Below are 24,011 nucleotides of genomic sequence, written 5' to 3' on the forward strand. Positions count from 1 at the left end.
TCGCCGACGGCGCGCCGCCCTCAGGTCGAGGCAGCCTTGTTGTCTTCGCCCGATGCATCGCTGGCGTCGCTGTCCGGTCCCGTCACGGCGGACGGGCGCAGCTTGAGTATGATCAGCATCGGCGCGGCCAGGAAGATCGAGGAATAGGTGCCGATCACCACGCCGAAGATCATCGCCAGCGTGAAGGAGCGAATCACCTCGCCGCCAAAGGTGTAAAGCGCCAGCAGCGCCAGCAAAGTGGTGACCGAAGTCATCACGGTGCGCGACAGCATCTCGTTGATCGAGCGGTCGAGCAACTCCGGCAGCGGCATCTTCTTGTAGCGCCGAAGGTTCTCGCGGATCCGATCATAAACCACAACGGTATCGTTCAACGAATAACCGATGATGGTCAACACCGCCGCGATACTCGACAAGGAAAACTCCAGCTGCAGCACCACGAACAGGCCGACAGTGATGATGATGTCGTTCACCGTGGTGACGATCGCGCCGATGGCGAAGTGCCACTCGAAGCGGAACCAGATGTAGAACAGGATCACCAGCAGCGAGGCAACCACGGCAATGGTGCCAGCCTGGGCCAGCTCGCCGGACACACGCGGGCCGACAACCTCGACCCGCCGGAATTCGACGCTTTCGCCAAAGGTCTCGCGAACCAGCGATACCACTGATTGCTGTGCCAGCTCCCCGCCTTCGGGCTGCTGCACCCGCACCAGCACTTCATCCGGCGCACCGAACTGCTGTACCTGCACATCGCCCAGATCGAGCGTGCCGAGCTGGGTGCGGATGCCGGAGATATCCGCCGGCGATTCCATCGTCTTCATCTCGAAGACCGTGCCGCCCTTGAAGTCGATGCCGAAATTCAGCCCGACGGAAAAGAACAGACCGATCGATGCCAGAATGAGCACGATGGTGAGCGGATAGGAGATGGTCCTGAGCCGCATGAAGCGGATCTGGGTGTTGTCCGGGATGAGTCTGAGTAGCATGTCCTGGGTCCCCGGCGGTCAGATCGGCAAGCGGCTTGGGCGCTGCCAGCGCACCCAAAGGGCGACAAGAAGCCGCGAGAAGGTAAAGGCGGAAAACACGGTGGTGAAGATACCGATTGCCAGCGTCACCGCAAAGCCGCGGATCGGTCCCGAACCAAGCTGGAACAGGATCAGGGCCGCGATCAGCGTGGTGATATTGGCATCCAGGATGGTGCCCAATGCCCGCGAATACCCGGCGTCGATCGCGCTGATGGCCGACCGACCGGCGCGCGCTTCCTCGCGAATACGCTCGAAGATCAGCACGTTGGCGTCCACCGCCATGCCGATGGTCAGGACGATGCCGGCAATGCCCGGCAAGGTCAGCGTTGCCTGAAGCGTGGTCAAGGCACCAAAGATCATCAGGATATTGGCGATCAGCGCCAGATCGGCGATCACACCAAAGCGGCCGTAAGCCAGGATCATGAAGACAATCACCAGCGCCGCGCCGATCAACGAGGCGATACGGCCCGCATCGACCGAATCCTGTCCGAGCCCCGGACCGATGGAGCGTTCCTCGACCACCGTCAGCTTGGCCGGCAACGCGCCCGCACGCAGCAGCACCGCCAAATCATTGGCACTTTCAACCGTGAAGCTGCCGGAGATCTGCCCCGAACCGCCGGTGATCGGCTCGCGGATCACCGGAGCGGAAATCACCTCGTTGTCGAGCACGATGGCAAACGGGCGTCCAACATTGCGCTGGGTCACCACGGAGAAGGTCCGGGCGCCAGAGGTGTTGAAGCGGAAGTTCACCACCGGCTCGTTGGTGCGCTGATCGAAGGAGACCTGCGCATCGACGAGGTCCTCACCGGACAGAAGCGGTGCTTCTTCCAGCAGGTAGGGAATCGGCGGATCGTCGGCGGAATACGTCACGACGGAGCCCACTGGCGGACGCGACTGCATCGCCTGTTCCGGGCTCATCGACTGATCGACCATATGGAAGGTCAACTGCGCGGTCTGGCCCACCAGCTCCTTCAGCCGCTGCGGATCGCCCTCACCCGGCGCCTCCACCAGGATGCGGTCCTCGCCCTGACGCTGAATGCTCGGCTCCGTGGTGCCGAATTCGTCAAGACGCAGACGGATCACCTCGATAGACTGCTGGACGATCGAACTGATGCGCTGCGACAGCCCCTGCTCGGAATAGGCGAAACGGATCAGCCCGTCTTCCGACACGGTCATGTCGAATTCATCGACCGCCTGCCCGCCGAAGAGATTGGCGACCAGCGGGTTCTTCAACTCGGCCAGCCGCTTTTCCGCTTCGGCCAAACGCTCCAGGTCGCGAATGCGCACCTGCGCGCCATTCCCCTGCACGCCGAGACCAGTATAGCCGATGCGCGGATCATCGCGCAGCGTCTGCCGAATATCGCCGACCAGCGTCTTCAGCCGCTTGGCGACATAGTCCTTGCGATCGATCTCATAAAGCAGATAGGCCCCGCCCTGCAGATCGAGGCCAAGCACGACCTGGCGCTTGGGCAGCCAGTCCGGCCAGGCCTTCAGCGTGTCCGAGGAGAAAAAGTTCGGCAGGGTCGTTACCAACCCGGCGAGGACGACGAGGACGATCAGGCTGATCTTCCAGCGTGCAAAGTAGAGCATGGCGTGGCCGTTTCTGGTTTCCCCGCGCCGCCCGGAGTGGCGGCGTGCGGCGGGGAGCGTCTATCCTTGGCGGCGTGTCAGCCGTTGTCCTTGACCGGCTCCGTCTTGGAGCGGACTTCCTGGATCATGCTGCGCACGGTGCGCACCTTCATGCCCTCGGCGACCTCGATCTGCACTTCCGTCTCGTCGACCACCTTGGAGATCTTGCCGATCAGGCCGCCGGCCGTCACAACCGTATCGCCGCGGCGCAGATTGGCGACCATTTCCTGGTGCTGCTTCATGCGCTGACGCTGCGGGCGGATGATCAGAAAGTACATGATCACGAAAATCAGGACGAACGGCAGGATCGACATCAGCATTTCCTGCGTGCCGGCACCACCGACACCTTGCGCATAGGCAGGCGAAATCAGCATCTTCAATTCTCCTCGGCCAGCGGGATGGATTCGCACGGCGACGCGCGCTCAGACCCCGGCACGGCAACTGAACCTCAAGTGGCGCGGACTATACAAGCCATACACGGGTTTGCAAGACGAACCGGAGACGATCCGCACTGGCGAACCGCGCCATCTTTCGAGTGTGCCGGCGAACGTGCTACAGGACACGGGAGCGCGGGCTCGGCCCTTGCTCAGTCTTTCCCTTCCACATGGCAACATCGCGACGGCATCATGGACAGCGCACAGCAACAGGCATCTGAACTCAAGCACCTCGTCGCCCGCCTCGACATGCTGCTCGACCTTGTCGGGCGCGCAGTGCCCCCCGCCCCACGCACGCCGGACTTCACCAGGGCCGATGCCTTCGTCTGGCATCCCTCACCGGAAGAGCTGGAACCGGTGGAGCGGGTCAACCGGGTCGAGATCGACCTGCTTCAGGGTGTCGACCGGGCCCGCGACCTCCTGCTTGAAAACACCCGGCGTTTCGCCGAGGGATTCGCCGCCAACAACGTGCTTCTGTGGGGCGCGCGCGGCATGGGCAAGTCCTCACTGGTCAAGGCCGCCCATGCCACCGTCAACGCGCAATTCGCCGCGCGTGGCTCCGAGGAGCGGCTGAAGCTGATCGAGATCCACCGGGAGGACATCGAAAGCCTGCCGGCGCTGATGAAGCACCTGAAGGCCGCGCCGCACCGGGCCATCATCTTCTGCGATGATCTCAGCTTCGACGGCGACGATGCCTCCTACAAATCGCTGAAGGCGGCGCTGGAAGGCGGCATCGAAGGTCGGCCGGAGAGCGTCCTGTTCTACGCAACCTCCAACCGGCGCCACCTTCTGCCGCGCGACATGATCGAGAACGAGCGCTCCACCGCCATCAATCCCGGCGAGGCGGTCGAGGAGAAGGTCTCGCTCTCTGACCGCTTCGGCCTGTGGCTCGGTTTCCACAAATGCAGCCAGGATGACTATCTGGCGATGGTGACGGCCTATGCCGCGCACTTCGATCTGGGCGTGGATGAGGAGACCTTGCGGGCAGAGGCGCTGGAATGGGCCACCACGCGCGGCAGCCGGTCCGGTCGTGTCGCCTTCCAGTTCATTCAGGACCTGGCCGGCCGGCTGGAGCGCCGGCTCGGCTGACACCAAGGCATGGTGACGCTCCGTTCATCGGGCGCGTCACCTCCAGCCCCTATCCACAGAACGCTTATTGCGGCGGTTTGCGCCGCGGCGTCACCGCGCCGTCGCCAAGCGGCTTGGCGGTGCCGGCCAGCGGATCGTTGGCATCGCCACCGGCCTGAATCGGCGGACCGCTGTAACCTTCCGGCGGTGCCACATTGGAGGTCTGCTTGCAGTCGGTGAGCCACACGTCATAGACCGCGTGCTCGACCGCATGGAGCCCCGGGCTGGCTGCGAACATCCAACCGGTGAAAATCCGCCGCACCTCGTTGCTCAGGGTGATCTCGTCGACCTCGACGAAGGCGGTCGTCTGCGGCGTCTCCGTCTGCGGGCGGGTGTTGCATTGGCGCGGCGTGACCTGCAACGCGCCGAACTGCACGGTTTCGCCCACATAGACGTCAAACGTGATGATTCGTCCGGTGATCTTGTCGAGGCCGGAGAACACCGCAACCGGGTTCTCGATCCTTTCCGCCCGTGCATTCTGCACAGGCAACGCAACGGCAGCCAGCACCGAGAGTCCGGCAATCAGAAACCGGGGCGTGCGGGATCGCTTCACAAGCGGTCGCGGCATTCGCATCATTTCCTTGTCCCGTTCACCTTCCGGCCAGATGATTCTGGCCGGAAGGTCTTGATTGAATACCGGAAAAACGGCGCTTTCAGGAAATCAGGCCAGATCTTCCAGACGCCGGCGTGCATCCTCGACCCGCTCGCGCAGCACCAGATACTCCGAGCGCTTTTCCTTCTCCGCCTCGACGATTTCTTCCGGCGCCTTGGCAAGGAAACCGGCATTGCCCAGTTTCTTATCGATCCGGGCGATTTCCGTTTCGAGACGCGAGCGCTCCTTGGTCAACCGCGCGGCCTCCGCCTCCAGGTCGATGACCCCGGCAAGCGGCAGACACACGGTCGCCTCGCCACTGACCAGCTGCACCGCACCGCGCGGCGCCGCATCGGCGAAGGTCACGTTTTCCGCTCGCGCCAGCCGCAGGATCAGCGCTTCATGCGCCTGCACCTGAGCCCGCGTGTTCTCGTTCGCCCCGGTGATCACCAGCGGCACCTTGGCGCCGGCCGGAACATTCATCTCCGCCCGGATCGAGCGGATCGACGAAATCAGATCGACCAGCCAGTTGATCTCCGCCGCCGCCTTGGCATCGCCGCCAAACGACACAGGCCAGCGGGTGTGCACCAACAACGCCGCCCGGGCCGCCTCCGGCTCCCCTTCGACCGTGCGTGCCCACAGCTCCTCAGTCATGAAGGGCATGAACGGATGCAGCAGCTTGAGGATTTCATCCAGAACCCAGGCCGCGGTTGCCCGCGTCTCCGCCTGTGCTTCCGCATCGCCATCGGTGAAGATCGGCTTGGCGAATTCGAGATACCAGTCGCAATAGGTGTTCCAGACGAACCGGTAAGCCGCGCCCGCCGCATCGTTGAAGCGGTAGCCTTCCAGCGCCTCGGTCACAGCGGTGATGCACCGGCCAGTCTCCGTCACGATCCAGCGGTTGACGGTCTCGCGCACCGTCGCCGGATCGAAGCCTTGCGGCCGCGCCCCGCCGTTCATCTCCACGAAGCGCGCGGCGTTCCACAGCTTGGTGACGAAGTTGCGGTAGCCCGCGACCCGGCCCGTCGCCAGCTTGATATCCCGCCCCTGGGCCGCCATTGCCGCCAGAGTGAAGCGCAACGCATCCGCGCCGTACTCGTCGACCAGTGCCAAGGGATCGATCACATTGCCCTTGGACTTGGACATCTTCTGCCCTTTCTCGTCCCGGACGAGGGCATGGATGTAAACCGTGTTGAAGGGCTCGGTCTTCATGTAGTGGTTGCCCATCATCATCATCCGGGCAACCCAGAAGAAGATGATGTCAAAGCCGGTGACCAGCACGCTGGTCGGATAGTAATTGGCAAGCTCCGGCGTCTTGTCCGGCCAGCCAAGCGTGGAGAACGGCCACAGCGCGGAAGAGAACCAGGTGTCGAGCACGTCCTCGTCCCGGTAAAGGGCGATGGTGGCCTCACCGTCGGCGCCGGCGGCCTCCCAGCGGCCAAGCGCTGCTTCCATCTCGACCACCTCGACCGGCTTGCCATAGTGGCCGGTGGCCGCTGCCACGGCCTCTTCCTCGGTCTTTTCGACAAAGATCTTGCCGTCCGGCCCGTACCAGGCGGGAATGCGATGACCCCACCAGAGCTGGCGCGAGACGCACCAGGGCTGGATGTTCTCCATCCACTCGTAATAGGTCTTGTCCCAGCTCGGCGGCACGAAATTGGTACGACCCTCGCGCACGCTGGCAATCGCCGGTTGCGCCAGCGTCTTGGCATCCACGTACCACTGATCGGTCAGCAGCGGCTCGATCGGCACGCCGCCGCGATCGCCATGCGGCACCATGTGCAGATGATCCTCGATGCGATCGAGCCGGCCCGCCTCTTCCATCATCGCAACCAGACGCTTGCGCACATCGAACCGGTCGCAGCCATCGAAGGCGGCGATGGTCGCGCGCAGCTCCTCGCTCTGCGGAACATCGGCGAGGAATACTTCGTTCTCCGCCAGAACCACCCGCGCTTCCCGATCCAGCACGGAGATCATCGGCAGGTCATGCCGGCGACCAACCTCGAAGTCATTGAAATCATGGGCCGGGGTGATCTTCACCGCGCCCGAGCCGGCCTCCGGATCCGCATAGTCATCGGCAACGATGGGAATGCGCCGGCCGACCAGCGGCAGGATGACATGCTTGCCGATCAGACCGCGATAACGCGGATCTTCCGGGTTCACCGCAACCGCGGTGTCACCAAGCATGGTCTCCGGGCGGGTCGTCGCAACCGTGATGTAATCGCGGGTTTCGAACTCCGTTGGCTTGCCGTCTTCATCCCAGGCGATCGGCGCCTCGAAGGTCTCGCCGCCGTCCAGCGGATAGCGGAAATGCCATAGATTGCCCTTGATCTCGACCTGCTCGACCTCCAGATCGGAAATCGCCGTCAAGAGCTTCGGGTCCCAGTTCACAAGGCGCTTGTCCTTGTAGATGAGACCTTCGCGATACAGTGAGACGAACACCTCGAGAACCGCCCGCGACAGGCCTTCATCCATGGTGAAGCGCTCACGCGACCAATCGCAGGACGCCCCCAGCCGCTTCAACTGGTTGAGGATCATCCCGCCGGATTCGCCCTTCCAGTCCCAGACACGCTTGACGAAGGCCTCGCGCCCCATGTCGCGCCGTCCCGGTTCCTTTCGCTCCGCAAGCTGCCGCTCGACCACCATCTGCGTGGCGATGCCGGCATGGTCCATGCCCGGCTGCCATAGCACATCGCGCCCGCGCATCCGCTCGAACCGCACCAGAATGTCCTGAAGCGTATTGTTCAGGGCATGCCCCATATGCAGCGAGCCGGTCACATTGGGCGGCGGAATGACGATCGAATAGGACGCAGCCCCCGGCTCCGCGCCCGCCCCCGCCTTGAAGGCATCGGCCGCGTCCCAGGCTTCGGAAATCCGCGGCTCAACCGCGGCAGCGTCATATGTCTTGTCGAGCATGGATTTTTCTCAGGATGTGTGTGTCTCAAGGGTGGTAATCGGAGGGGCGACGCCAAGTCAACCGCGACCAGCATTCTCGTCCGCGGTGCACGCCGACCCTGAAACGCAAAACGCCGCCCGGGAAGGCGGCGCACGGTAGGTCTGAAAGGGATGGCCGCCCGGTCAACGCCCCCTGGATACGCGCTCGATTTCCTGGCGTACGAGACGCTCGACCAGCGACGGCAGATTGTCGTCAAGCCAGGACTTCAGCATCGGACGAAGCATGTCCTTCACCAGGTCTTCAAGCGTGCGGGCGTTGTTGGTCAGGATGGTTCCGGCGAGATTGTTGAACGCGTTATGAACCGCCTCGTTGGTTGCCGGCGACAGCAACTCCTCTGCCGCCCCGCTCATCTGCGGAGCCTCAGCCTTCGCAGGTTCGGCTTTGGGCGCAGGCGCCGCGGCCGCAGCCACCTCGTCCGGCTCGTCGACAAAGGCGACATCGCCAACCGTGTCGCCCTCCACATCGAGGCCGTCGACCATATCGAAGTCGTCGACCTGCTCGCTCTCTTCGACGGCAAGATCTTCGGTCAGTTCGAGGACATCGTCTTCCGCGTCATCCTCCGCCGCCACAGCGACCGGCTCATCGATATCCGCATCCCCGTCGGAATCGAACAGCTTGTCGAGATCGTCCTGGGACATTTCCGTGCTGTCCCCGGCCATCGCTGCCGCCATGTCATCCTCGCCCGCAGCTGCCTCGCCTTCCGGCGTCGTTTCTTCATCGGAGATGATCCGGCGAATAGAGGCCAGAATCTCTTCCATTGAAGGCTCCTGCGCCTGATTGGCATTGGCCATGACGATCCCCAAGTCCTTAACGTTACATCCATCGGCAGCGCGATGCCGGCGTTTCGCCAGATCACGAGGCGACCGTTCGAATCCGCCCCTTCCGGTTTCGCACTAACCGGAAGATCCCATGGACCGACGGTCCGACTCACTTTCTAGCAATATAGCGCGTTCCTGCACGCAGCGGAAAGCGGCGCCCCTACCGAATCCCGCCATTCGAAGCTGTCAAGGGCAGGAAATCTCACAAAACGACCGGCGGCGCCCCTTAGGCACCGCCGGCCGATTGAATTTCCATCCGTTCGACCGCCAAATCAGGGTTACCGACCGTCTGGCGTCGTCAGCCCGTACCAGCTGTTGCGCACCTTTTTGTAATGCGCGGTCGAATCATACTGGGCAACGGCGAGCCCGAGGCGATCGGACGTCAACGCCCCGACGGTCGACAGCAATCCAAAGGCGGCCACCGCGCGGTTTCGCTGCGCCGTCACCAGGCTGACGCGGCTGTTGACCAGCTCGAACTGGGCATTCAGCACGTCAAGCGTGGTCCGCTGACCGACCCGCTGTTCTTCGATCACCCCTTCCAGGGCGAGCTGGTTGGCCGCAACCGCGTCCCGCGCCGCAGCGATCGAGGCCACTGCCGCCTGATACTGCCCCCAGGCGGAGACAATGCTGGCACGCACTTGATCCCGCGCCACATCCACCTGGATCCGCGTCTGGCCAAGGTCTTCCTTCGCCTGCCGCACCTGCGAGGACACCGCGCCGCCCTGGTAGAGCGGAATGGACACCCGGCCAAAGATGCTGGCCGAATCGACCGTATCGAGGGTCGAGGAGGTAGGCGGGCTCCACTGCCGCTGCAGGTTACCCTCCAGGGTGACCGTTGGCAGAAGCTCGCCCTCGGCGGTCTTCACGGCAAAAACCGCGGCATCCACCAGATGCTGCGCCGAAAGGATCGACGGATGCTGCGCCGCACCCATGGCCATCGCCTTGTCCAGCGACTTGGGCAGCATGCCATAGACATTGGTCCGGGCCGACAGCTTCTTCGGATCGCTGCCGATGACCTGCCGGTAAACCGCCCGGCTGGTATTGACGTTGGCCAGAGCCAGGTTCAGATCCGACTGGGCCTCAGAATAACGGGCGCGCGCCTGGGAAACGTCGGTGCGTGTTCCCTCGCCGACCTCGAAGCGATCGTTCGCCGCCCGCACCTGCTCGGCCAGGAAGCTGAGGTTGCTGCGCCGCAAGGAGACGATCGCGGAATTGCCGATCACATCCATGTAGGCGGTTGCAGCGTCGAACAGCACCGCCTGCTCGGTCGCCCTCAGGCTTTCTCGCTCGGCCCGCACCACCGCTTCGGCCTGACGGGTCGTATTGACCGTGCGAAATCCGCGAAACAATGCTTGCGTAACCGAAATGCCGGCAATCGCCGTGTTCCGATACGAATCCCGTCCGGGAGAATTCCGATTGTACTGCGCACCGACATCGAAGCGGCCGAAGATCTGCGGACGCCAGCCGGACAAGGCTTGCGGCACCGCTTCGTCTACCGATCGCAGGGCGGCACGCGCGGCGTTGATCGTCGGATTGTCGGAGTAAGCCTGCGCAAGCGCCTCCCCGACCGATTGCGCACCAGCCCCGGAGGGGGCAAGGGCGGCGGCCGTCAGCGCGACCCCGACGAGCAAGGAATGACACAGCTTCACGTTGCGCACCTCTGTTCAATTTTTGTCCGACGCGAAATCCTTCCGCGCCCGGCAGGTCCGGCGAGCGCCTCGACCGACCGTCTTCGCCTACCCGACTCCACGGAGAACGGTCCCCGGAAACAGGCATGACAACAAATGGGTCCACTAGCGAGCCCGGCCGCCTGCCACGCTAAAGACGCGCCGCAGACGTGAGAATCCCACTTCGGACACAATTCCACTTGCGGTACTGTGACCGTGAAGTCGCAGCGAAACAACCGGAGAGTGGCGCATTTCGGTCACATTGATGGGCAGCTGCGTCCTTCAGGCAACACTTGAAGTATCGTTCCCGCAAAGAAAAACGCCCGGCGCGCGGCAATGGAGGTCATTGCGTCGTTCGCCGGGCTCCGAAGAGTTCAGTCACACCGCCTCCAACAGGAGAAATGCAAAACCGGTGCGGGCCCTGGCTAGAAAACGAAAGCCTTCGGCCGCGCGAAGCCGGGAAGCAGGTGGGCGGTGGCATTGAACGCGAACCGCCCCGAGACCACATCGCCCGAGCGGGTGTAGAGCTTGGCGACGGCAGCGCCGCCCTGCCCCTCGATCACGACGAGTCGCCCGCCGTCCTTCAACTGAGCGGTCAGCGCCTCGGGCAACTCTTCCACCGCACCATCGACAAGGATCACATCATAGGGACCCTCGGCCGCCCCACCGGTGGCAAGCGCCCCATCCAGGATCGCCGCGTTTTCGATCCCCAGCTCGACCAGCAGCGCCGAAGCAGCCTCCGCCGTCGCCGCATCCTCTTCCAACCCAACCACGGAGCCGGCGAGACGGGAGAGGACGGCCACGCTGTAGCCAGTGGCGCAGCCTACGCTTAGCACAACGTCGTTCTCGGATATGTCAGCCAGTTGAACCATCTTGGCAAAGACATGCGGCTTCATCAGGTAGCGCGTCGCGCCGTCGCCAGAAACGGCGATATCCTGATCGCTATAGGCAATGCAGCGCTTTGACGCAGGCACGAACCGCTCGCGCGGGATTGCCCCCATCGCATCGAGCACCCGCAGGTCCGTGACATCATTGGTCCGCAGCTGATTGTCCACCATATGAATGCGGGCCTGATCGAAGTCGCCCATTGCGTGCCTCTTCGTTTTGCTGGTGTGTCGCTTGGGGTTCCTTACCCATGTCAGCCACCGCTGACAAGCGCTGTCGCATGTCCGGCGGCAATCTTCGACATCCCAGTGACCATTCAGCGCCCAATGCCTCCCACGCCAGACCGGAGGCCCGACCAATGGCTCACCCCATTTGCGTTGGCCCGGAGGGCCAGAATGCCTCCCCAACGAAGATCCCGAAAGTCGTTCAAGAGAAGTTCGACTGCCCGATCAGTCACCACCCCCCAGATCACCACCTTGAAGAGGTATAACGATCAAATCACGCGCATTGCGCTAGATTAAACAATTGATTTGTATTTCTTGATTTATCCGCTCATGCCCCATTCCAGCCTTCTGGTGACAACCACGAACAGGAGCATGGCCATTGCCGCATCGGCAGGAGGATATTGGATGATTTTCGGTGATCCGCATGAAGGCCAGCAGTCCGATTTGGGCTGGTCCGTCGATTGGCGCTTCGACCAATTGATGCAAAAGCTCAGACGTTTCGATCTGATGATATTCGCTCAGATGGTGGCCCAGCAGCAGTTCGGCGATCCAAGCCTTGAGAACTTGACCGAGAGTCAGAAACAGGTTCTGATCGACGGGTGCCAGAAGGCCATCGTCGAGGCCAGTCTGCAGGAGAATGACTCCGCTTGAATGGATTTGTGCAGCCCTACTCGCTGGCCCAACTCGAACGTGGCCACAGCGACGACGTTACGGTCTCTCTTTACCGTATGTGGCTGAACAACAAGGGGAAATTCAATCGAGGGTTGCTAGGTTTATCATCGCACCTCCTCCTTTTATCCAGTCGGGCCGCCGTGGGCGACAGCCCGCAGATTCTGTTTTCCGGCAGCCATACCCTTGCCACCAACGTCTACGGCAGCGACTGGGCCACCGGTGAAGAGGATATGCGCGGCAGCATCAATGCGGAGTTCCGGGCACTGGTTTCCGATGGATATCATGCGGTGATCCAAGACCGGGAACCGCAGTACGAACTGATATCGGGCGACCTGCCCCTACCCCAGGGACAAACCATCCTGGTCCGCTACGAGCGCCTGCTTTTGCCCTGGCGAACCAGCACCGGTGTCCGGCAACTGGTCTGCCGCACCTCGCCTATAGAAATCCTTCTGAAAGAAGACGGATCATCCTGCTTCCGGCACGTGCTGAATTACCGACTATGGCCAGATCATTATCAATCGCGACGGGCCCGCTTTCCCATAGGATCGCGCGGCGGTGCTCCTCACTGAACCCCCAGCGGGAATGCAATCCGGCCTCAATGTGCCGCGGACGCATCCAGCTATAGAGATAATCCGGATCGAACAGATTGAACGCCAGAACTTGGCCCATGCGGCACAAAGTCGTCGACAGATGCTTGCCGCGCCAGCCGGTTGAAATGAACAACTCCCCCATATAGGCGATCCGACCGGAGATCTCGTCGGAAAACAGATCCTCCTGCGGCTTGACCCGCACCGGCCCACCGTCAACGCCCCGAAAGCATCGCCCCCAGTATTCCTCCAGATGTTGCGTAAGGCTCTGACTGCCAAGATCATTCAGCCGCACGGCGACAATACCGACAATCTCGTTGGCCGCCGTGTCAACCGTCAGCCAGAACGCCTCCTTTGGGGAGTACGTGTTCAGAGCTGGCGAAAAATGCTCCAGAAGGGGCCCCTTGGACTGCTGCGGCGCGCGTCGTTTCTGCTCGATCAGCCTCGCATTCAGCTCCCTGAAATCACGACCAAGTACCGGCTGCACCCCCACACTGTTCAGGGAGCTCTCAAGTCGAGCAAAGGCGCGAAAATCAGCAATCGGATTTCGTTCTTTTCGCATGATCTACCCCACAAATTACGGTGCAGAAACAGACATGCTTAAAATTTAAAGAATGTACACCTTGAATGAGGAAGGAAATACAAAACAGGAGAAAAATGAGACAAAAATTTTGAAGTATACAGAAAACCAGAACACAGAATCCTTCCTCCAAGTGGAGCCAAAGCGACTCAACCGACTATCCTAGCGTTGCAACAATCACAATCAAAACGACAAAAATTGACAACTTGCAATCAGAGCGGATCCGTACTCCCTTTGTCCAAGACCGGACAAAACGGCAAGTATTCCGCTGAGTCCGCACCATCGGTCGAAATTCGTCTTGCCGGAATCTTCACCACTGTCTTTGGGGCTTCGGATGACCTATTCACCAATCCTCGGTTCACGCGCGGGTCTCGCAAAAGGCCCGCTTGTCCTCAGCCGTACGGCCCTGTTCGAGATCTGGAGACGCAAGGGTGTGAGGCCTGAGCCAGATGCCGACCACTATGCCGGCGTCTGCTATACCTATCCTGTTCATCTCGCCGCGACGCTCGCCCCTTATGCCGACAGCGCCGCCCGGCGACAGATCCGCGCGCACGCACTCTACATCGCCGGCAGTCGCCTGTTTTCGTCGGCCGACCCGATTGTGCGCAAGGTACAAGCGGAACTGGGAGCAGCAGCCCTTGGCATCAATGGCATTGCGGACGCGCCGACCGCTGCCACACAGTTGGCGGCAACCGAATAGCGGTTGCCCCGGCCGCCCGGGTCTCGGTGAAGCGCCTGCCCGAAATCAACCGCTGGGCGGGCGAAACGGAAAGTCGTCGAGCGTCAGGCCGGAGTGCACTAACAGCCAGTAAACCCCTGCGAACACGACGCTTGCGAGAACCGTCGTCAACAGCGCCTTCTTCAGCAGATGTGGGCGGCTGGGCGCACTCGGATCAGAGCCGGGCACCACCGCCCCATCCTCTTCCTGCGTCACCACCCCAATGGGCAGGATGGTAAAGAGGATCACCCACCAGAGAATAAAAAAGATCGCAATCGACGAGATCATGGACACGGGCGAAACGCTCTTTCTGTCTGCTCGGTTACGGCAAGTCCACCCTTGAGGTACTCAAACCTGTTCGAGCTCCACAAGGGTGCCGTTGAAGTCCTTCGGATGCAGGAACAGGATCGGCTTGCCATGAGCGCCGATCTTCGGCTCGCCAGTGCCGAGCACACGCGCCCCTTTTGCCTTCAGTTGATCGCGGGCGGCGTAGATATCCTCCACCTCATAGCAGATATGATGGATACCACCGGCGGGATTGCGCTCCAGGAAAGCGGCGATCGGCGAGGTTTCGTCCAGCGGCTCCAACAACTCGATCTTGGTGTTGGGCAACTCGACGAACACCACGGTCACGCCGTGATCGGGCTCGCGCTGGGGCGGCGACACCTGGGCGCCTAGGGTATCGCGATACATATCGCTGGCCACCGTCAGGTCCGGCACAGCGATGGCAACGTGGTTCAAGCGTCCGATCATCGTCAAGGTCTCCCGCTACCAGAGCGCTTCCAGCGAAAGTCATCTCGCAAGAAAAGGCTCCACCTCTTTGATTCATAATCGGGTTCTTGTCCGAAATCCGCGCAAGGCTTCGGGAACCCGCTTCAGCCAAACGAAACGTCCCACCGGGGCCGTGCAACCGGAACTCCGGCGGCTCCCCCCCGGCATGTGCTAAACCCGCATCACCAGAGCCTGCGTCAGCGGCTTCTTGCCCCAGCACTCACGAACAGCCGCCCGGGCCGCGCGACGTGCCGCCTCGGCGACAAGCCCATCGTCTTTGCGCCGGTTCTTCGGAATGCTCTCGAGTGCGTCGATCACCTCATCGATGACAATATCTTCCATGTCATCGCCCTCCTCGTCCACCTCGGGCAGGCCGAACAGCGCCACCTGGGGCTCGCCAATCAGCGCACCCTTGGCGTCGACCACGACTGACACCACCACCGATCCGGCAAAGGACAGCTTCCGGCGTTCATTGACACCGGTTTCCTCCGGGTCGCCCAGCATCAGGCCATCCTTGACCAGGATGCCGCAGGCGATCTCATCGAGCCGCTTCAGCTTGCCCGGAGCCAGCCGCACAATGTCCCCATTGCGGGCGATCAGCGTATCGGAGATACCATGATCGCGCGCCAAATCGCGCTGCGCCCGCAGATGCATCGCTTCGCCATGCGCCGGGATCAGCGCCTGCGGTTGAAGCAGATCGTAAAGCCGGGTCAACTCACCGCGCCGCGGATGCCCGGACACATGCACCAGCGCATCCCGGTCGGTTACGATCTCCACGCGAGCTTCCGCCAGCTTGTTGATGATCGCATTCACCGCCTTTTCGTTGCCGGGAATCGTGCGTGAGGAAAACACCACCATATCGCCGCGCGACAGGGCGACATTGCGATGATCGCCAGCTGCGATCCGCGCCAGCGCCGCCCGTTCCTCGCCCTGGCTGCCAGTGACCAGCAACACCACCTTCTCCGGCGGCAGGTAACCATAGGCATCTTCCGACAGGAAGGCCGGGAGATCGTCCAGATAGCCGAGTTCGCCGGCCACATCGATCACCCGATGCATCGACCGGCCCATCACCACCACATCGCGCTCGCACGCTTTTGCCGCCAGAGCGATGGAGCGGATCCGCGCCACATTCGAGGCAAAGGTGGCAATTGCCACCCGGCGCTTGGCGCCGCGAATGACATTGGCCAGTTCAGCAGCGACATCCGCCTCGCTGGGGCTAACGCCATCGCGCACCGCATTGGTGGAATCGCAGATCAGCGCTGTGACCCCTTCCCGGCCGATCTCCGCCAGCCGGTCGATGTCAATCGGCTTGCCGACGCCCGGCGTCGGGTCGATTTTCCAATCGCCGGAATGCACCACGGTGCCGGCGGGCGTACGAATCGCGAGGGCGCAAGGTTCGGGAATGGAATGGGACATTGCCACCATTTCCACCTCGAAGGGTCCGAGCGCGATGCGCCCGCCCTGTTCCACCACATGCACCGGCATCTCCGGCGCCCCCGGCTCGCTCTCGCGCTTGGCCGCCAGCAACCCTGCGGTGAACGGCGTCATGTACAGCGGCGCCTGAAGTTTCGGCCACAGATGCACCAGGGCCCCATAGTGGTCTTCATGGGCATGGGTGATGACGATACCTTCCAGCCGCCCGCGCTGCTCTTCGATGAAGCTGGTATCCGGCACGACCACATCGACACCGGGCAAATCGGACCCGGCGAAGGTCACGCCGCAGTCGACCATCAGCCAGCGGCGATCATGTTCGGGACCATAGCCGTAAAGGGCCATGTTCATACCGATCTCGCCAAGCCCGCCAAGTGCGACGAACACGAGCTCGTTCTCGCTCGTCATAAAGAAACTCCTGTCTGGCCGCCGGAGCGGCCCGTCTCTGATTCAACATGCGGGAAAAACACGTCTCCCGCGGAAATAACTCGGTTCGCCCCATCTTCGCCGCGCAGCAGCAGCCGGCCCTCGTCGTCAAGTCCGACGAACACCCCCTCAAGCTCCCGGTCGGCAAGCCGCACCCGGATCGGACGGCCGATGCCGGTCGCCCGGCCGCGCCAGTCATCCAGAACGGCGGAAAACGGCTCGCGCCGCCACCGATCAAGCTGTGTCGCCATCGCTTGGTTCAGCGCCCGGTAGGCTGCCTCGGGCTGCACCGGATAGCCAAGCCCGGCGAGATCCGCCGTTGGGTAACCGGGCAGGTCCGGATGATGGGCGAGGTTGAGCCCGAAACCGCAAACCACCGCCCGGCGCCCATCAGGCCCGGTCGACGCCTCGATCAGGATACCGGAAATCTTCCGCCCGCCGATGAGCAAATCATTCGGCCATTTGAGCTGAGCGAGATGATAGGCGGAACACATATGGTCCACCGCATGCGCAAGCGCAAGCGCGGCGACAATCGGCAATTGCGCCAGCCGCTCCGGCGTCGCCGGATCAATCAGCAGCAGCGATGCATAAAGATTGCCCGGTTCGGACACCCAGGCCCGCGCCCGGCGTCCCCGCCCGGCGGTTTGCCGCCGGGCAACAATCCAGAGATTGCCCTCGTCCCCATTCGCGGCAGCTTCAAGCGCCACCGCGTTGGTCGAGGAGACATCCGAAAAGGCGGCGACCCGAAAGCCGCCCGCCTCCGGATGCGTGCGCCCGTCGAAAACCAGGGCGCTCAGAACAGCGTCCCGGCCGCCGCGCCGGCCAGTTCAACCACCGGCCCGGCGAAGACGATGAACAGCAGCACGAACGCCGTCGAAAGCCCAAGGGTGAACTTCAGCTCCGCCGGCATTGGCAGGAAGGCCGGTGCCGGCTCGTCGAAGAACATCACCTTGACGATCCGCAGGTAATAATAGGCACCCACCACCGAGGTCAGCACGCCGATCACAGCCAGCGGGTAAAGCCCGGCCTCGACCGCCGCCAGGAACACGTAGAACTTGGCGAAGAAGCCGACGAACGGCGGGATACCGGCCAGCGAGAACATGATCACCGCCAGGAGCACGGCCATCGGCAGGTTGGTCCGCGACAGGCCGGCCAGATCGGAGATGTCCTCGACCATGCCTTCCTTGCGCCGCATCGACAGGATGCAGGCAAACGCGCCAAGGGTCATCGCCAGATAGGCGGTCATGTAGATCATGACCCCTTCGACACCCTGCTGCGACCCGGCGGCCAGACCCACCAGCGCAAAGCCCATGTGACCGATGGAGGAATAGGCCATCAGCCGCTTGATGTTGCGCTGACCGATCGCGGCGAAGGCACCGAGCGCCATCGAGGCAATGGAGATGAAGACGATGATCTGCTGCCAGTCACGGGTCACCGGTTCGAAGGCGTCGAACACGATCCGCACCAGCATGCCCATGGCAGCGATCTTCGGCGCGGCCGCGAAGAACGCGGTCACCGGCGTCGGCGCGCCCTCATAGACATCCGGCGCCCACATGTGGAACGGCACGGCGGAAATCTTGAAGGCGATACCGGCAAGGATGAACACCAGGCCGAACACGAGACCAATGGAAGCGCCGCCTTCTTGGGTGAGCGCGGTGGCAATCGGGCCGAATCCGGTCTGACCGGTGAAGCCATAGACCAGCGACATGCCATAGAGCAGCATGCCGGAGGACACCGCACCGAGCACGAAATACTTGAGGCCCGCCTCGGTCGAGCGCGTGCTGTCCCGATTGAACGCGGCAATCACGTAGAGGGCGAGCGACTGCAGTTCGAGCCCGAGATACAGCGTGATCATGTCGTTCGCCGACAGCATCATCAGCATGCCGAGCGTCGCCAGCAGGATCAGCACCGGATACTCGAAGCGCTCGAAGTTGGCGTTCCGGGCATAGGCCACCGACATGGCGATGGCAAAGCCGGACCCGATCAGCGTCAGCACCTTCAGGTAGCGGGCGAACCCGTCCAGCACGAAGGCACCGTCGAAGGTCGTTTCATTAACGATGCCGAATTCAACCGGTAGCAGCAGCGGCAACGCCGCCACCGCAAGAACCGCCACCGCCAGCGCGGTGACATAGGGCGTGATCCGCCGCTCGCCGAACACGCCGAGCATCAGGAGAAACAGCGCACCTGCCGCCAGAAGCAGCTCCGGCAGTGCCGGCATCAGGTCCGGGAGTTGAGTGTAAGCTTGCATGGCGTCTTTTCTCGTCCTCGGCAGCGTCAGTGCGCCAACATGGCGGTCTGTTGCGCCGCCTCGAGCGCGGCGTGGTAATTGGCGAGAAGGGCATCCACCGATGCGGCCGTGACGTCAAACACGGGCGCGGGGTAGAAGCCGAAGAAGATGGTGAGAATGATCAAGGGCACCAGGATCACCCGCTCACGGACGCTGAGATCCATGATCGACTTCAGGCTCTCCTTGTCCAGCGCGCCGAACACCACCCGCTTGTACAGGTACAGCGCATAGGCGGCGGAGAAGATCACCCCGAGCGTGGCCATCAGCGCCACCCAGGTGTTGACCTGGAACGCGCCCATCAGCGTCAGGAACTCGCCGACGAAGCCGCTGGTGCCCGGCAGACCGACGTTCGCCATGGTGAAGATCATGAACGCGACTGCGTAGAACGGCATCCGGTTCACAAGGCCGCCATAAGCGGAGATGTCGCGGGTGTGCATCCGGTCGTAGATCACGCCGACGCACAGGAACAGCGCGCCCGAGACGATGCCGTGCGACAGCATCTGGAACAGCGCACCCTGCACGCCCTGCTCGGTCATCGTGAAGATGCCCATCGTCACGTAGCCCATATGGGCGACCGAGGAATAGGCGATCAGCTTCTTGATGTCTTCCTGGGCCAGCGCCACCAGCGAGGTGTAGACGATGGCCACCACCGAAAGGGTGAAGACAAAGGGCGCGAACATTTCGCTGGCCAGCGGGAACATCGGCAGCGAAAAGCGCAGGAAGCCGTACCCGCCCATCTTCAGCAGGATCGCCGCCAGGATCACCGAACCTGCGGTCGGGGCCTCCACGTGCGCATCCGGCAGCCAGGTATGCACCGGCCACATCGGCATCTTGACCGCGAAGCTGGCAAAGAAAGCCAGCCACAGCCAGGTCTGCATCCCGGCCGGGAAGTCATGCGCCATCAGCGTCGGAATGTCGGTGGTGCCAGCGTCCCAGTACATCGCCATCAGAGCGATCAGCATCAGCACCGAGCCGAGCAGCGTGTACAGGAAGAACTTGTAGCTGGCATACACCCGCCGTTTGCCGCCCCACACACCGATGATCAGGAACATCGGAATGAGGCCCGCCTCGAAGAACACGTAGAACATCACCAGATCGAGCGCGCAGAACACGCCGATCATCAGCGTTTCCAGCACGAGGAAGGCGATCATGTACTCCTTCACCCGGTTCTGGATGCTGTTCCAGCTGGCCAGGATGCAGAAGGGCATCAGGAAGGTGGTAAGAATGACGAACAGCATTGAAATGCCGTCGACACCCATGCGGTAGCCGATGCTGCCGCCGAGCCACGCTTCGCTTTCCTCGAACTGGAAGCCCGGGTTCTGCGGGTCGAACCCGCCCCAGATGAATAGCGAGATCACGAAGGTGAAGACGGTGGTGATCAGGGCCACCCGCCGCATGTTGTCCTTGGCGCCATCGTCATCGCCGCGAACCAGCAGGATGAAGAAGACACCGACCAGAGGCAGGAAGGTGGTGATGGAAAGAAGCGGCCAGTTGCTCATCAGTGAGCGCCCCCGACGGAGAACATGGACCAGGTGACCAGCGCGGCAACGCCGATCAGCATGGCAAAGGCATAGTGATAAAGGTAGCCGGTCTGAAGCCGGACAACCCAGCTGGTGACATTCTGCACGCGGGCGGCAACGCCGTCCGGCCCCATGCCGTCGATGATCGCGCCATCGCCCTTCTTCCACAGCTGCCGGCCGATCCACATGGCGGGCCGCACGAAGATCGCGTCATACAGCTCGTCGAAGTACCACTTGTTGAGCAGGAACTGGTAGAGCCCGTCATGGCGCTCCGCCAGCCGCCGCGGAATGTCCGGCGAGCGGATGTAGAAGATCCAGGCCACGATGAAGCCGCCAAGCATCATCACGAACGGCGAGGCCTTCACCCACAGCGGCACTTCATGAATGTCGTGCAGGATGTGGTTCTCAGCGGAGGTGAACAGCGCGCCCTTCCAGAAGGCCTCATACCCTTCGCCCATGAACACCCCGGCGAAGATCAGACCGGCGAACAGAGCGCCAGCGGCCAGGATCATCAGCGGCACGGTCATCACCAGCGGGCTTTCATGCACGTGCTTCATCACGTCCACCGAGGCGCGCGGCTTGCCATGGAAGGTCATGAACGCCAGACGCCAGGAGTAGAAGGAGGTCAGCGCGGCGGCTGCGACCGTCAGCCAGAAGCCATAATGGGCAAAGGCGTTGTGGCCCACATAGGCGGCCTCGATGATGCCGTCCTTGGAAAAGAACCCGGCGGTCAGCGGGAAGCCGGTCAGCGCCAGCGTGCCGATAACCATCATCCAGTAAGTGATCGGAATATGCTTCCGGAGCCCACCCATCTTGCGCATGTCCTGCTCATCGGACACCGCGTGGATCACGGAGCCGGCACCAAGGAACAACAGCGCCTTGAAGAAGGCGTGGGTGAACAGGTGGAAGACGGCGATCGAGTAGGCCCCGACACCGAGTGCCACGAACATGTAGCCGAGCTGCGAGCACGTGGAATAGGCGATCACCCGCTTGATGTCGTTCTGCACCAGGCCGACGGTCGCGGCGAAGAACGCCGTGGTTGCACCGAAGAAGGTGACGACGGTCAGCGCATCCGGCGACAGCTCGAACAGCGGCGACATGCGCGCCACCATGAACACGCCGGCGGTGACCATCGTCGCCGCGTGGATCAGCGCGGAGACCGGCGTCGGGCCTTCCATCGCATCCGGCAGCCAGGTGTGCAGCAGGAACTGAGCCGACTTGCCCATGGCTCCCATGAACAGCAGCAGGCAAACGGCGGTGAGCGCACCCTGCTGGGTCAGCTCGTAGCCGAGGAAGTTCAGCACCACAGCCGGCTCGGCTTCCACGAAGCCCTTCGCGTTGGCGAAGATCGTGTCGTAATCGGTGGACGTGAACAGGTAGAAGATGCCAAAGATGCCGAGCAGGAAGCCGAAGTCACCGACACGGTTGACGACGAAGGCCTTCATCGCCGCCGCATTGGCGGAGGGCTTCTTGTACCAAAAGCCGATCAGCAGGTAGGAGGCAAGGCCCACGCCTTCCCAGCCAAAGAACATCTGCAGCAGGTTGTCCGACGTCACCAGCATCAGCATGGCGAAGGTGAACAGCGACAGATAGGCGAAGAACCGCGGCCGGTGCGGATCGTGATGCATGTAGCCGATGGAATAGACATGCACCAGCGCCGAGACAGTGTTGACCACCACCAGCATCACCGCCGTGAGCGTGTCGACCCGAATGGTCCAGTCGACGCTCAGCGGTCCGGATTCCATCCAGCGGAACACGGTCTCGCGGACCACGGCACCATCGCCGTAGCCGATGGTGAAGAAGGCCACCCAAGACAGCACCGCGGCGATGATCAGGAACCCGGAAGTGACATATTCGCTGGCCTTGGCGCCGATGGCCCGGCCAAACAGTCCCGCGATCAGAAAGCCGATCAGCGGAAGAAAGACGATAGCCTGGTACATCGTGCCCTCAGCCCTTCATCATGTTGACGTCTTCAACCGCGATCGAACCACGGTTGCGGTAGAACACGACCAGAATGGCAAGTCCGATCGCCGCTTCGGCAGCCGCCACGGTGAGAACCAGCAGTGCGAACACCTGGCCGACCAGATCGCCGAGGAAGGAGGAGAAGGCCACCAGGTTGATGTTCACCGCCAGCATCAACAGCTCGACCGACATCAGGATGATGATCACGTTCTTCCGGTTCAGGAAGATCCCGAAAATTCCGATCGTGAACAAAATCGCGGCGACCGACAGGTAGTGTGACAGACCGATTTCCATGGGCGCCTCGCAATGCTCCCCAACATGACCAGCCCCGTTCGATCGGCCCGGCTGGGCCCCGAACGGACGACTGCTTTCAAACTCGACGAAGGTCCCGGCCTGCCGGCAGACGGCGACCGATGACCCTTGATGATCCTCAACATACCGGCACCGCCGAAAGGCCGGCGCCGGTACGGTAACCTCAGGCGGGACCCGTTAGATCCCCTTGCCCGTTTCGACCTTGCGCACCTCGACCGCCGCCTCGCGGGTCCGGCCGACCTGCGTCGCGATATTCTGGCGCTTCACCCCGGGCTTGTGCCGGAGCGTCAGCACGATCGACCCGATCATCGCCACCAGAAGCACCAAGCCGGCCATCTGGAAGAACAGGATGTAGCGGGTGTAGATCAGCTCGCCGAGCGCGCGGATATTCGACACATCCGCAGCAGCCGGCGCCGGCGCGGGCAAGGTTCCGGCGAGATCGGGCGAAATCACCCAGGCGCCGAGACCGAGCAGCAGCTCCACCAGAAGCACGATGCCGACCAGCGCGCCGACCGGCAGATACTGGAGGAACCCCTGCCGCAACTCGACGAAATCCACATCCAGCATCATCACGACGAACAGGAACAGCACCATCACCGCGCCGACGTAGACGACGACGAGCAGCATGGCGAGGAACTCCGCGCCAATCAGGATGAACAGTCCCGCCGCGTTGAAGAACGCGAGGATCAGAAACAGCACCGAATGCACCGGATTGCGCGCGGCGATCACCATGAAGGCGGATGCCACGGCAATCGCCGCGAAGAGGTAGAAAAAGACGGCTTGCAGAACCATGTCTCGGATTGCCCCCGTCACCGTGTTGAGTGGCGCCGTGCCGCCAGCAGGATCGCTTGTGTCTTAGACCAGCGGCGATACGACGTCCACTCCCAGCGCCTTAGCGATAAGGCGCGTCCATGGCGATATTGTTTGCGATTTCCCGCTCCCAACGGTCTCCGTTGGCGAGCAGCTTTTCCTTGTCGTAGTAGAGTTCTTCGCGCGTTTCCGTCGCGAATTCGAAGTTCGGCCCTTCGACGATGGCATCCACCGGACAGGCTTCCTGACAGAAGCCGCAGTAGATGCACTTGACCATGTCAATGTCGTAACGGGTCGTGCGCCGCGTTCCGTCATTGCGACGCGGGCCCGCTTCGATGGTGATGGCCTGCGCCGGGCAGATCGCCTCGCACAGTTTGCAGGCGATGCAGCGTTCCTCACCGTTCGGATACCGCCGCAGCGCATGCTCGCCCCGGAAGCGTGGCGACACCGGCCCCTTTTCGAAGGGGTAGTTGATCGTCGGCTTCGGCTTGAAGAAGTACCGCATCGCCAAGAAGAAGGCGGAGACGAACTCCTTCAGAAAGAGCGATTTGGCAGCCTGTTGCAGTGCCATATCATCAAGCCT

The 24,011-nt window shown here is 62.3% G+C and carries 22 protein-coding genes; 3 read left to right on the forward strand and 19 right to left on the reverse strand.

Features of this window, described 5'->3' with window-relative positions:
* Window positions 1–20: 20 nt before the first annotated feature.
* The 3 genes from secF to yajC form a co-directional block, all read right to left on the reverse strand.
* Window positions 21–980 (reverse strand): protein translocase subunit SecF, encoded by a 960-nt coding sequence (secF, locus tag IEV83_RS20130; protein WP_181761429.1) that lies wholly within the window; start codon window positions 978–980, stop codon window positions 21–23.
* 18 nt (window positions 981–998) lie between these two features.
* The gene (gene secD / locus IEV83_RS20135) at window positions 999–2,609 is read right to left on the reverse strand and encodes a protein translocase subunit SecD (RefSeq protein ID WP_181761430.1); all 1,611 of its coding nucleotides are present in this window, start codon (window positions 2,607–2,609) and stop codon (window positions 999–1,001) included.
* 77 nt (window positions 2,610–2,686) lie between these two features.
* Complete coding sequence (gene yajC / locus IEV83_RS02570; RefSeq protein ID WP_181761431.1) at window positions 2,687–3,022, reverse strand: preprotein translocase subunit YajC; 336 nt, start codon at window positions 3,020–3,022, stop codon at window positions 2,687–2,689.
* A 252-nt stretch (window positions 3,023–3,274) separates the two neighbouring features.
* Here yajC and IEV83_RS02575 point away from each other — a divergent pair, with 252 nt between their 5' ends.
* The gene (locus tag IEV83_RS02575; RefSeq protein ID WP_181761432.1) at window positions 3,275–4,171 is read left to right on the forward strand and encodes an ATP-binding protein; all 897 of its coding nucleotides are present in this window, start codon (window positions 3,275–3,277) and stop codon (window positions 4,169–4,171) included.
* A gap of 64 nt (window positions 4,172–4,235) precedes the next feature.
* On the opposite strand, the gene IEV83_RS02580 is transcribed toward IEV83_RS02575, so the two are convergent.
* The 5 genes from IEV83_RS02580 to IEV83_RS02600 all read right to left on the reverse strand — a co-directional run bounded on the left by IEV83_RS02580 (window position 4,236) and on the right by IEV83_RS02600 (window position 11,331).
* A complete protein-coding gene (locus IEV83_RS02580; protein WP_181761433.1) occupies window positions 4,236–4,778 on the reverse strand; it encodes a DUF2155 domain-containing protein in 543 nt (180 codons plus the stop codon).
* 93 nt (window positions 4,779–4,871) lie between these two features.
* Window positions 4,872–7,718 (reverse strand): valine--tRNA ligase, encoded by a 2,847-nt coding sequence (locus IEV83_RS02585; RefSeq protein ID WP_181761434.1) that lies wholly within the window; start codon window positions 7,716–7,718, stop codon window positions 4,872–4,874.
* A gap of 162 nt (window positions 7,719–7,880) precedes the next feature.
* Window positions 7,881–8,549, reverse strand: coding sequence for a PopZ family protein (locus IEV83_RS20390; protein WP_181761435.1), 669 nt, complete (start codon window positions 8,547–8,549; stop codon window positions 7,881–7,883).
* A gap of 305 nt (window positions 8,550–8,854) precedes the next feature.
* Window positions 8,855–10,225 carry a TolC family outer membrane protein gene (locus tag IEV83_RS02595; protein WP_181761436.1) on the reverse strand — a complete coding sequence of 457 codons (1,371 nt, stop codon included), beginning with the start codon at window positions 10,223–10,225 and terminating at the stop codon, window positions 8,855–8,857.
* Between the two features lie 443 nt (window positions 10,226–10,668).
* Window positions 10,669–11,331 carry a protein-L-isoaspartate O-methyltransferase family protein gene (locus IEV83_RS02600; protein WP_181761437.1) on the reverse strand — a complete coding sequence of 221 codons (663 nt, stop codon included), beginning with the start codon at window positions 11,329–11,331 and terminating at the stop codon, window positions 10,669–10,671.
* Between the two features lie 393 nt (window positions 11,332–11,724).
* Here IEV83_RS02600 and IEV83_RS02605 point away from each other — a divergent pair, with 393 nt between their 5' ends.
* On the forward strand, window positions 11,725–12,003 hold the full coding sequence (locus IEV83_RS02605) for a hypothetical protein (protein WP_181761438.1): 279 nt from the start codon (window positions 11,725–11,727) through the stop codon (window positions 12,001–12,003).
* A gap of 456 nt (window positions 12,004–12,459) precedes the next feature.
* On the opposite strand, the gene IEV83_RS02610 is transcribed toward IEV83_RS02605, so the two are convergent.
* Complete coding sequence (locus IEV83_RS02610) at window positions 12,460–13,173, reverse strand: hypothetical protein (RefSeq protein WP_181761439.1); 714 nt, start codon at window positions 13,171–13,173, stop codon at window positions 12,460–12,462.
* Window positions 13,174–13,525: 352 nt separating this feature from the next.
* Between IEV83_RS02610 and IEV83_RS02615 the strand changes: the two genes are divergently transcribed.
* Complete coding sequence (locus IEV83_RS02615; RefSeq protein ID WP_181761440.1) at window positions 13,526–13,891, forward strand: hypothetical protein; 366 nt, start codon at window positions 13,526–13,528, stop codon at window positions 13,889–13,891.
* A 45-nt stretch (window positions 13,892–13,936) separates the two neighbouring features.
* Here IEV83_RS02615 and IEV83_RS02620 read toward each other — a convergent pair whose 3' ends face one another.
* The 10 genes from IEV83_RS02620 to nuoI all read right to left on the reverse strand — a co-directional run bounded on the left by IEV83_RS02620 (window position 13,937) and on the right by nuoI (window position 23,999).
* Window positions 13,937–14,197, reverse strand: coding sequence for a DUF1467 family protein (locus tag IEV83_RS02620; protein ID WP_181761519.1), 261 nt, complete (start codon window positions 14,195–14,197; stop codon window positions 13,937–13,939).
* A 60-nt stretch (window positions 14,198–14,257) separates the two neighbouring features.
* The gene (gene mce, locus IEV83_RS02625) at window positions 14,258–14,662 is read right to left on the reverse strand and encodes a methylmalonyl-CoA epimerase (RefSeq protein ID WP_181761441.1); all 405 of its coding nucleotides are present in this window, start codon (window positions 14,660–14,662) and stop codon (window positions 14,258–14,260) included.
* A gap of 189 nt (window positions 14,663–14,851) precedes the next feature.
* Window positions 14,852–16,519, reverse strand: a complete 1,668-nt coding sequence (locus IEV83_RS02630) for a ribonuclease J (protein ID WP_181761442.1) — start codon at window positions 16,517–16,519, stop codon at window positions 14,852–14,854.
* A complete protein-coding gene (locus IEV83_RS02635; RefSeq protein WP_308683724.1) occupies window positions 16,516–17,334 on the reverse strand; it encodes a biotin--[acetyl-CoA-carboxylase] ligase in 819 nt (272 codons plus the stop codon). Before IEV83_RS02635 ends, IEV83_RS02630 begins: the two co-directional genes overlap by 4 nt.
* Complete coding sequence (nuoN, locus tag IEV83_RS02640) at window positions 17,331–18,785, reverse strand: NADH-quinone oxidoreductase subunit NuoN (RefSeq protein WP_181761443.1); 1,455 nt, start codon at window positions 18,783–18,785, stop codon at window positions 17,331–17,333. The genes IEV83_RS02635 and nuoN overlap by 4 nt, the downstream gene beginning before the upstream one ends.
* Before the next feature lie 26 nt (window positions 18,786–18,811).
* Window positions 18,812–20,323, reverse strand: coding sequence for an NADH-quinone oxidoreductase subunit M (locus IEV83_RS02645; protein WP_181761444.1), 1,512 nt, complete (start codon window positions 20,321–20,323; stop codon window positions 18,812–18,814).
* Window positions 20,323–22,284: an NADH-quinone oxidoreductase subunit L gene (gene nuoL, locus IEV83_RS02650; RefSeq protein ID WP_181761445.1), complete on the reverse strand. Its 1,962-nt coding sequence runs from the start codon at window positions 22,282–22,284 to the stop codon at window positions 20,323–20,325. Before nuoL ends, IEV83_RS02645 begins: the two co-directional genes overlap by 1 nt.
* Window positions 22,285–22,291: 7 nt before the next feature.
* Complete coding sequence (nuoK, locus tag IEV83_RS02655) at window positions 22,292–22,600, reverse strand: NADH-quinone oxidoreductase subunit NuoK (RefSeq protein ID WP_181761446.1); 309 nt, start codon at window positions 22,598–22,600, stop codon at window positions 22,292–22,294.
* A gap of 195 nt (window positions 22,601–22,795) precedes the next feature.
* The gene (locus IEV83_RS02660; RefSeq protein ID WP_181761447.1) at window positions 22,796–23,410 is read right to left on the reverse strand and encodes an NADH-quinone oxidoreductase subunit J; all 615 of its coding nucleotides are present in this window, start codon (window positions 23,408–23,410) and stop codon (window positions 22,796–22,798) included.
* 100 nt (window positions 23,411–23,510) lie between these two features.
* A complete protein-coding gene (gene nuoI / locus IEV83_RS02665; RefSeq protein ID WP_181761448.1) occupies window positions 23,511–23,999 on the reverse strand; it encodes an NADH-quinone oxidoreductase subunit NuoI in 489 nt (162 codons plus the stop codon).
* Window positions 24,000–24,011 lie beyond the last annotated feature (12 nt).

The sequence above is a fragment of the Stappia taiwanensis genome (assembly GCF_014635285.1).
Taxonomy (GTDB): Bacteria; Pseudomonadota; Alphaproteobacteria; order Rhizobiales; family Stappiaceae; genus Stappia; species Stappia taiwanensis.

What these genes read in the sequence shown, in the direction of transcription:
- secF (WP_181761429.1), bottom strand. Translation starts at nt 980, where the DNA reads ATGCTACTCAGACTCATCCCGGACAACACCCAGATCCGCTTCATGCGG.
- secD (WP_181761430.1), bottom strand. Translation starts at nt 2,609, where the DNA reads ATGCTCTACTTTGCACGCTGGAAGATCAGCCTGATCGTCCTCGTCGTC.
- yajC (WP_181761431.1), bottom strand. Translation starts at nt 3,022, where the DNA reads ATGCTGATTTCGCCTGCCTATGCGCAAGGTGTCGGTGGTGCCGGCACG.
- IEV83_RS02575 (WP_181761432.1), top strand. Translation starts at nt 3,275, where the DNA reads ATGGACAGCGCACAGCAACAGGCATCTGAACTCAAGCACCTCGTCGCC.
- IEV83_RS02580 (WP_181761433.1), bottom strand. Translation starts at nt 4,778, where the DNA reads ATGCCGCGACCGCTTGTGAAGCGATCCCGCACGCCCCGGTTTCTGATT.
- IEV83_RS02585 (WP_181761434.1), bottom strand. Translation starts at nt 7,718, where the DNA reads ATGCTCGACAAGACATATGACGCTGCCGCGGTTGAGCCGCGGATTTCC.
- IEV83_RS20390 (WP_181761435.1), bottom strand. Translation starts at nt 8,549, where the DNA reads ATGGCCAATGCCAATCAGGCGCAGGAGCCTTCAATGGAAGAGATTCTG.
- IEV83_RS02600 (WP_181761437.1), bottom strand. Translation starts at nt 11,331, where the DNA reads ATGGGCGACTTCGATCAGGCCCGCATTCATATGGTGGACAATCAGCTG.
- IEV83_RS02605 (WP_181761438.1), top strand. Translation starts at nt 11,725, where the DNA reads ATGGCCATTGCCGCATCGGCAGGAGGATATTGGATGATTTTCGGTGAT.
- IEV83_RS02610 (WP_181761439.1), bottom strand. Translation starts at nt 13,173, where the DNA reads ATGCGAAAAGAACGAAATCCGATTGCTGATTTTCGCGCCTTTGCTCGA.
- IEV83_RS02615 (WP_181761440.1), top strand. Translation starts at nt 13,526, where the DNA reads ATGACCTATTCACCAATCCTCGGTTCACGCGCGGGTCTCGCAAAAGGC.
- IEV83_RS02620 (WP_181761519.1), bottom strand. Translation starts at nt 14,197, where the DNA reads ATGATCTCGTCGATTGCGATCTTTTTTATTCTCTGGTGGGTGATCCTC.
- mce (WP_181761441.1), bottom strand. Translation starts at nt 14,662, where the DNA reads ATGATCGGACGCTTGAACCACGTTGCCATCGCTGTGCCGGACCTGACG.
- IEV83_RS02630 (WP_181761442.1), bottom strand. Translation starts at nt 16,519, where the DNA reads ATGACGAGCGAGAACGAGCTCGTGTTCGTCGCACTTGGCGGGCTTGGC.
- nuoN (WP_181761443.1), bottom strand. Translation starts at nt 18,785, where the DNA reads ATGCAAGCTTACACTCAACTCCCGGACCTGATGCCGGCACTGCCGGAG.
- IEV83_RS02645 (WP_181761444.1), bottom strand. Translation starts at nt 20,323, where the DNA reads ATGAGCAACTGGCCGCTTCTTTCCATCACCACCTTCCTGCCTCTGGTC.
- nuoL (WP_181761445.1), bottom strand. Translation starts at nt 22,284, where the DNA reads ATGTACCAGGCTATCGTCTTTCTTCCGCTGATCGGCTTTCTGATCGCG.
- nuoK (WP_181761446.1), bottom strand. Translation starts at nt 22,600, where the DNA reads ATGGAAATCGGTCTGTCACACTACCTGTCGGTCGCCGCGATTTTGTTC.
- IEV83_RS02660 (WP_181761447.1), bottom strand. Translation starts at nt 23,410, where the DNA reads ATGGTTCTGCAAGCCGTCTTTTTCTACCTCTTCGCGGCGATTGCCGTG.
- nuoI (WP_181761448.1), bottom strand. Translation starts at nt 23,999, where the DNA reads ATGGCACTGCAACAGGCTGCCAAATCGCTCTTTCTGAAGGAGTTCGTC.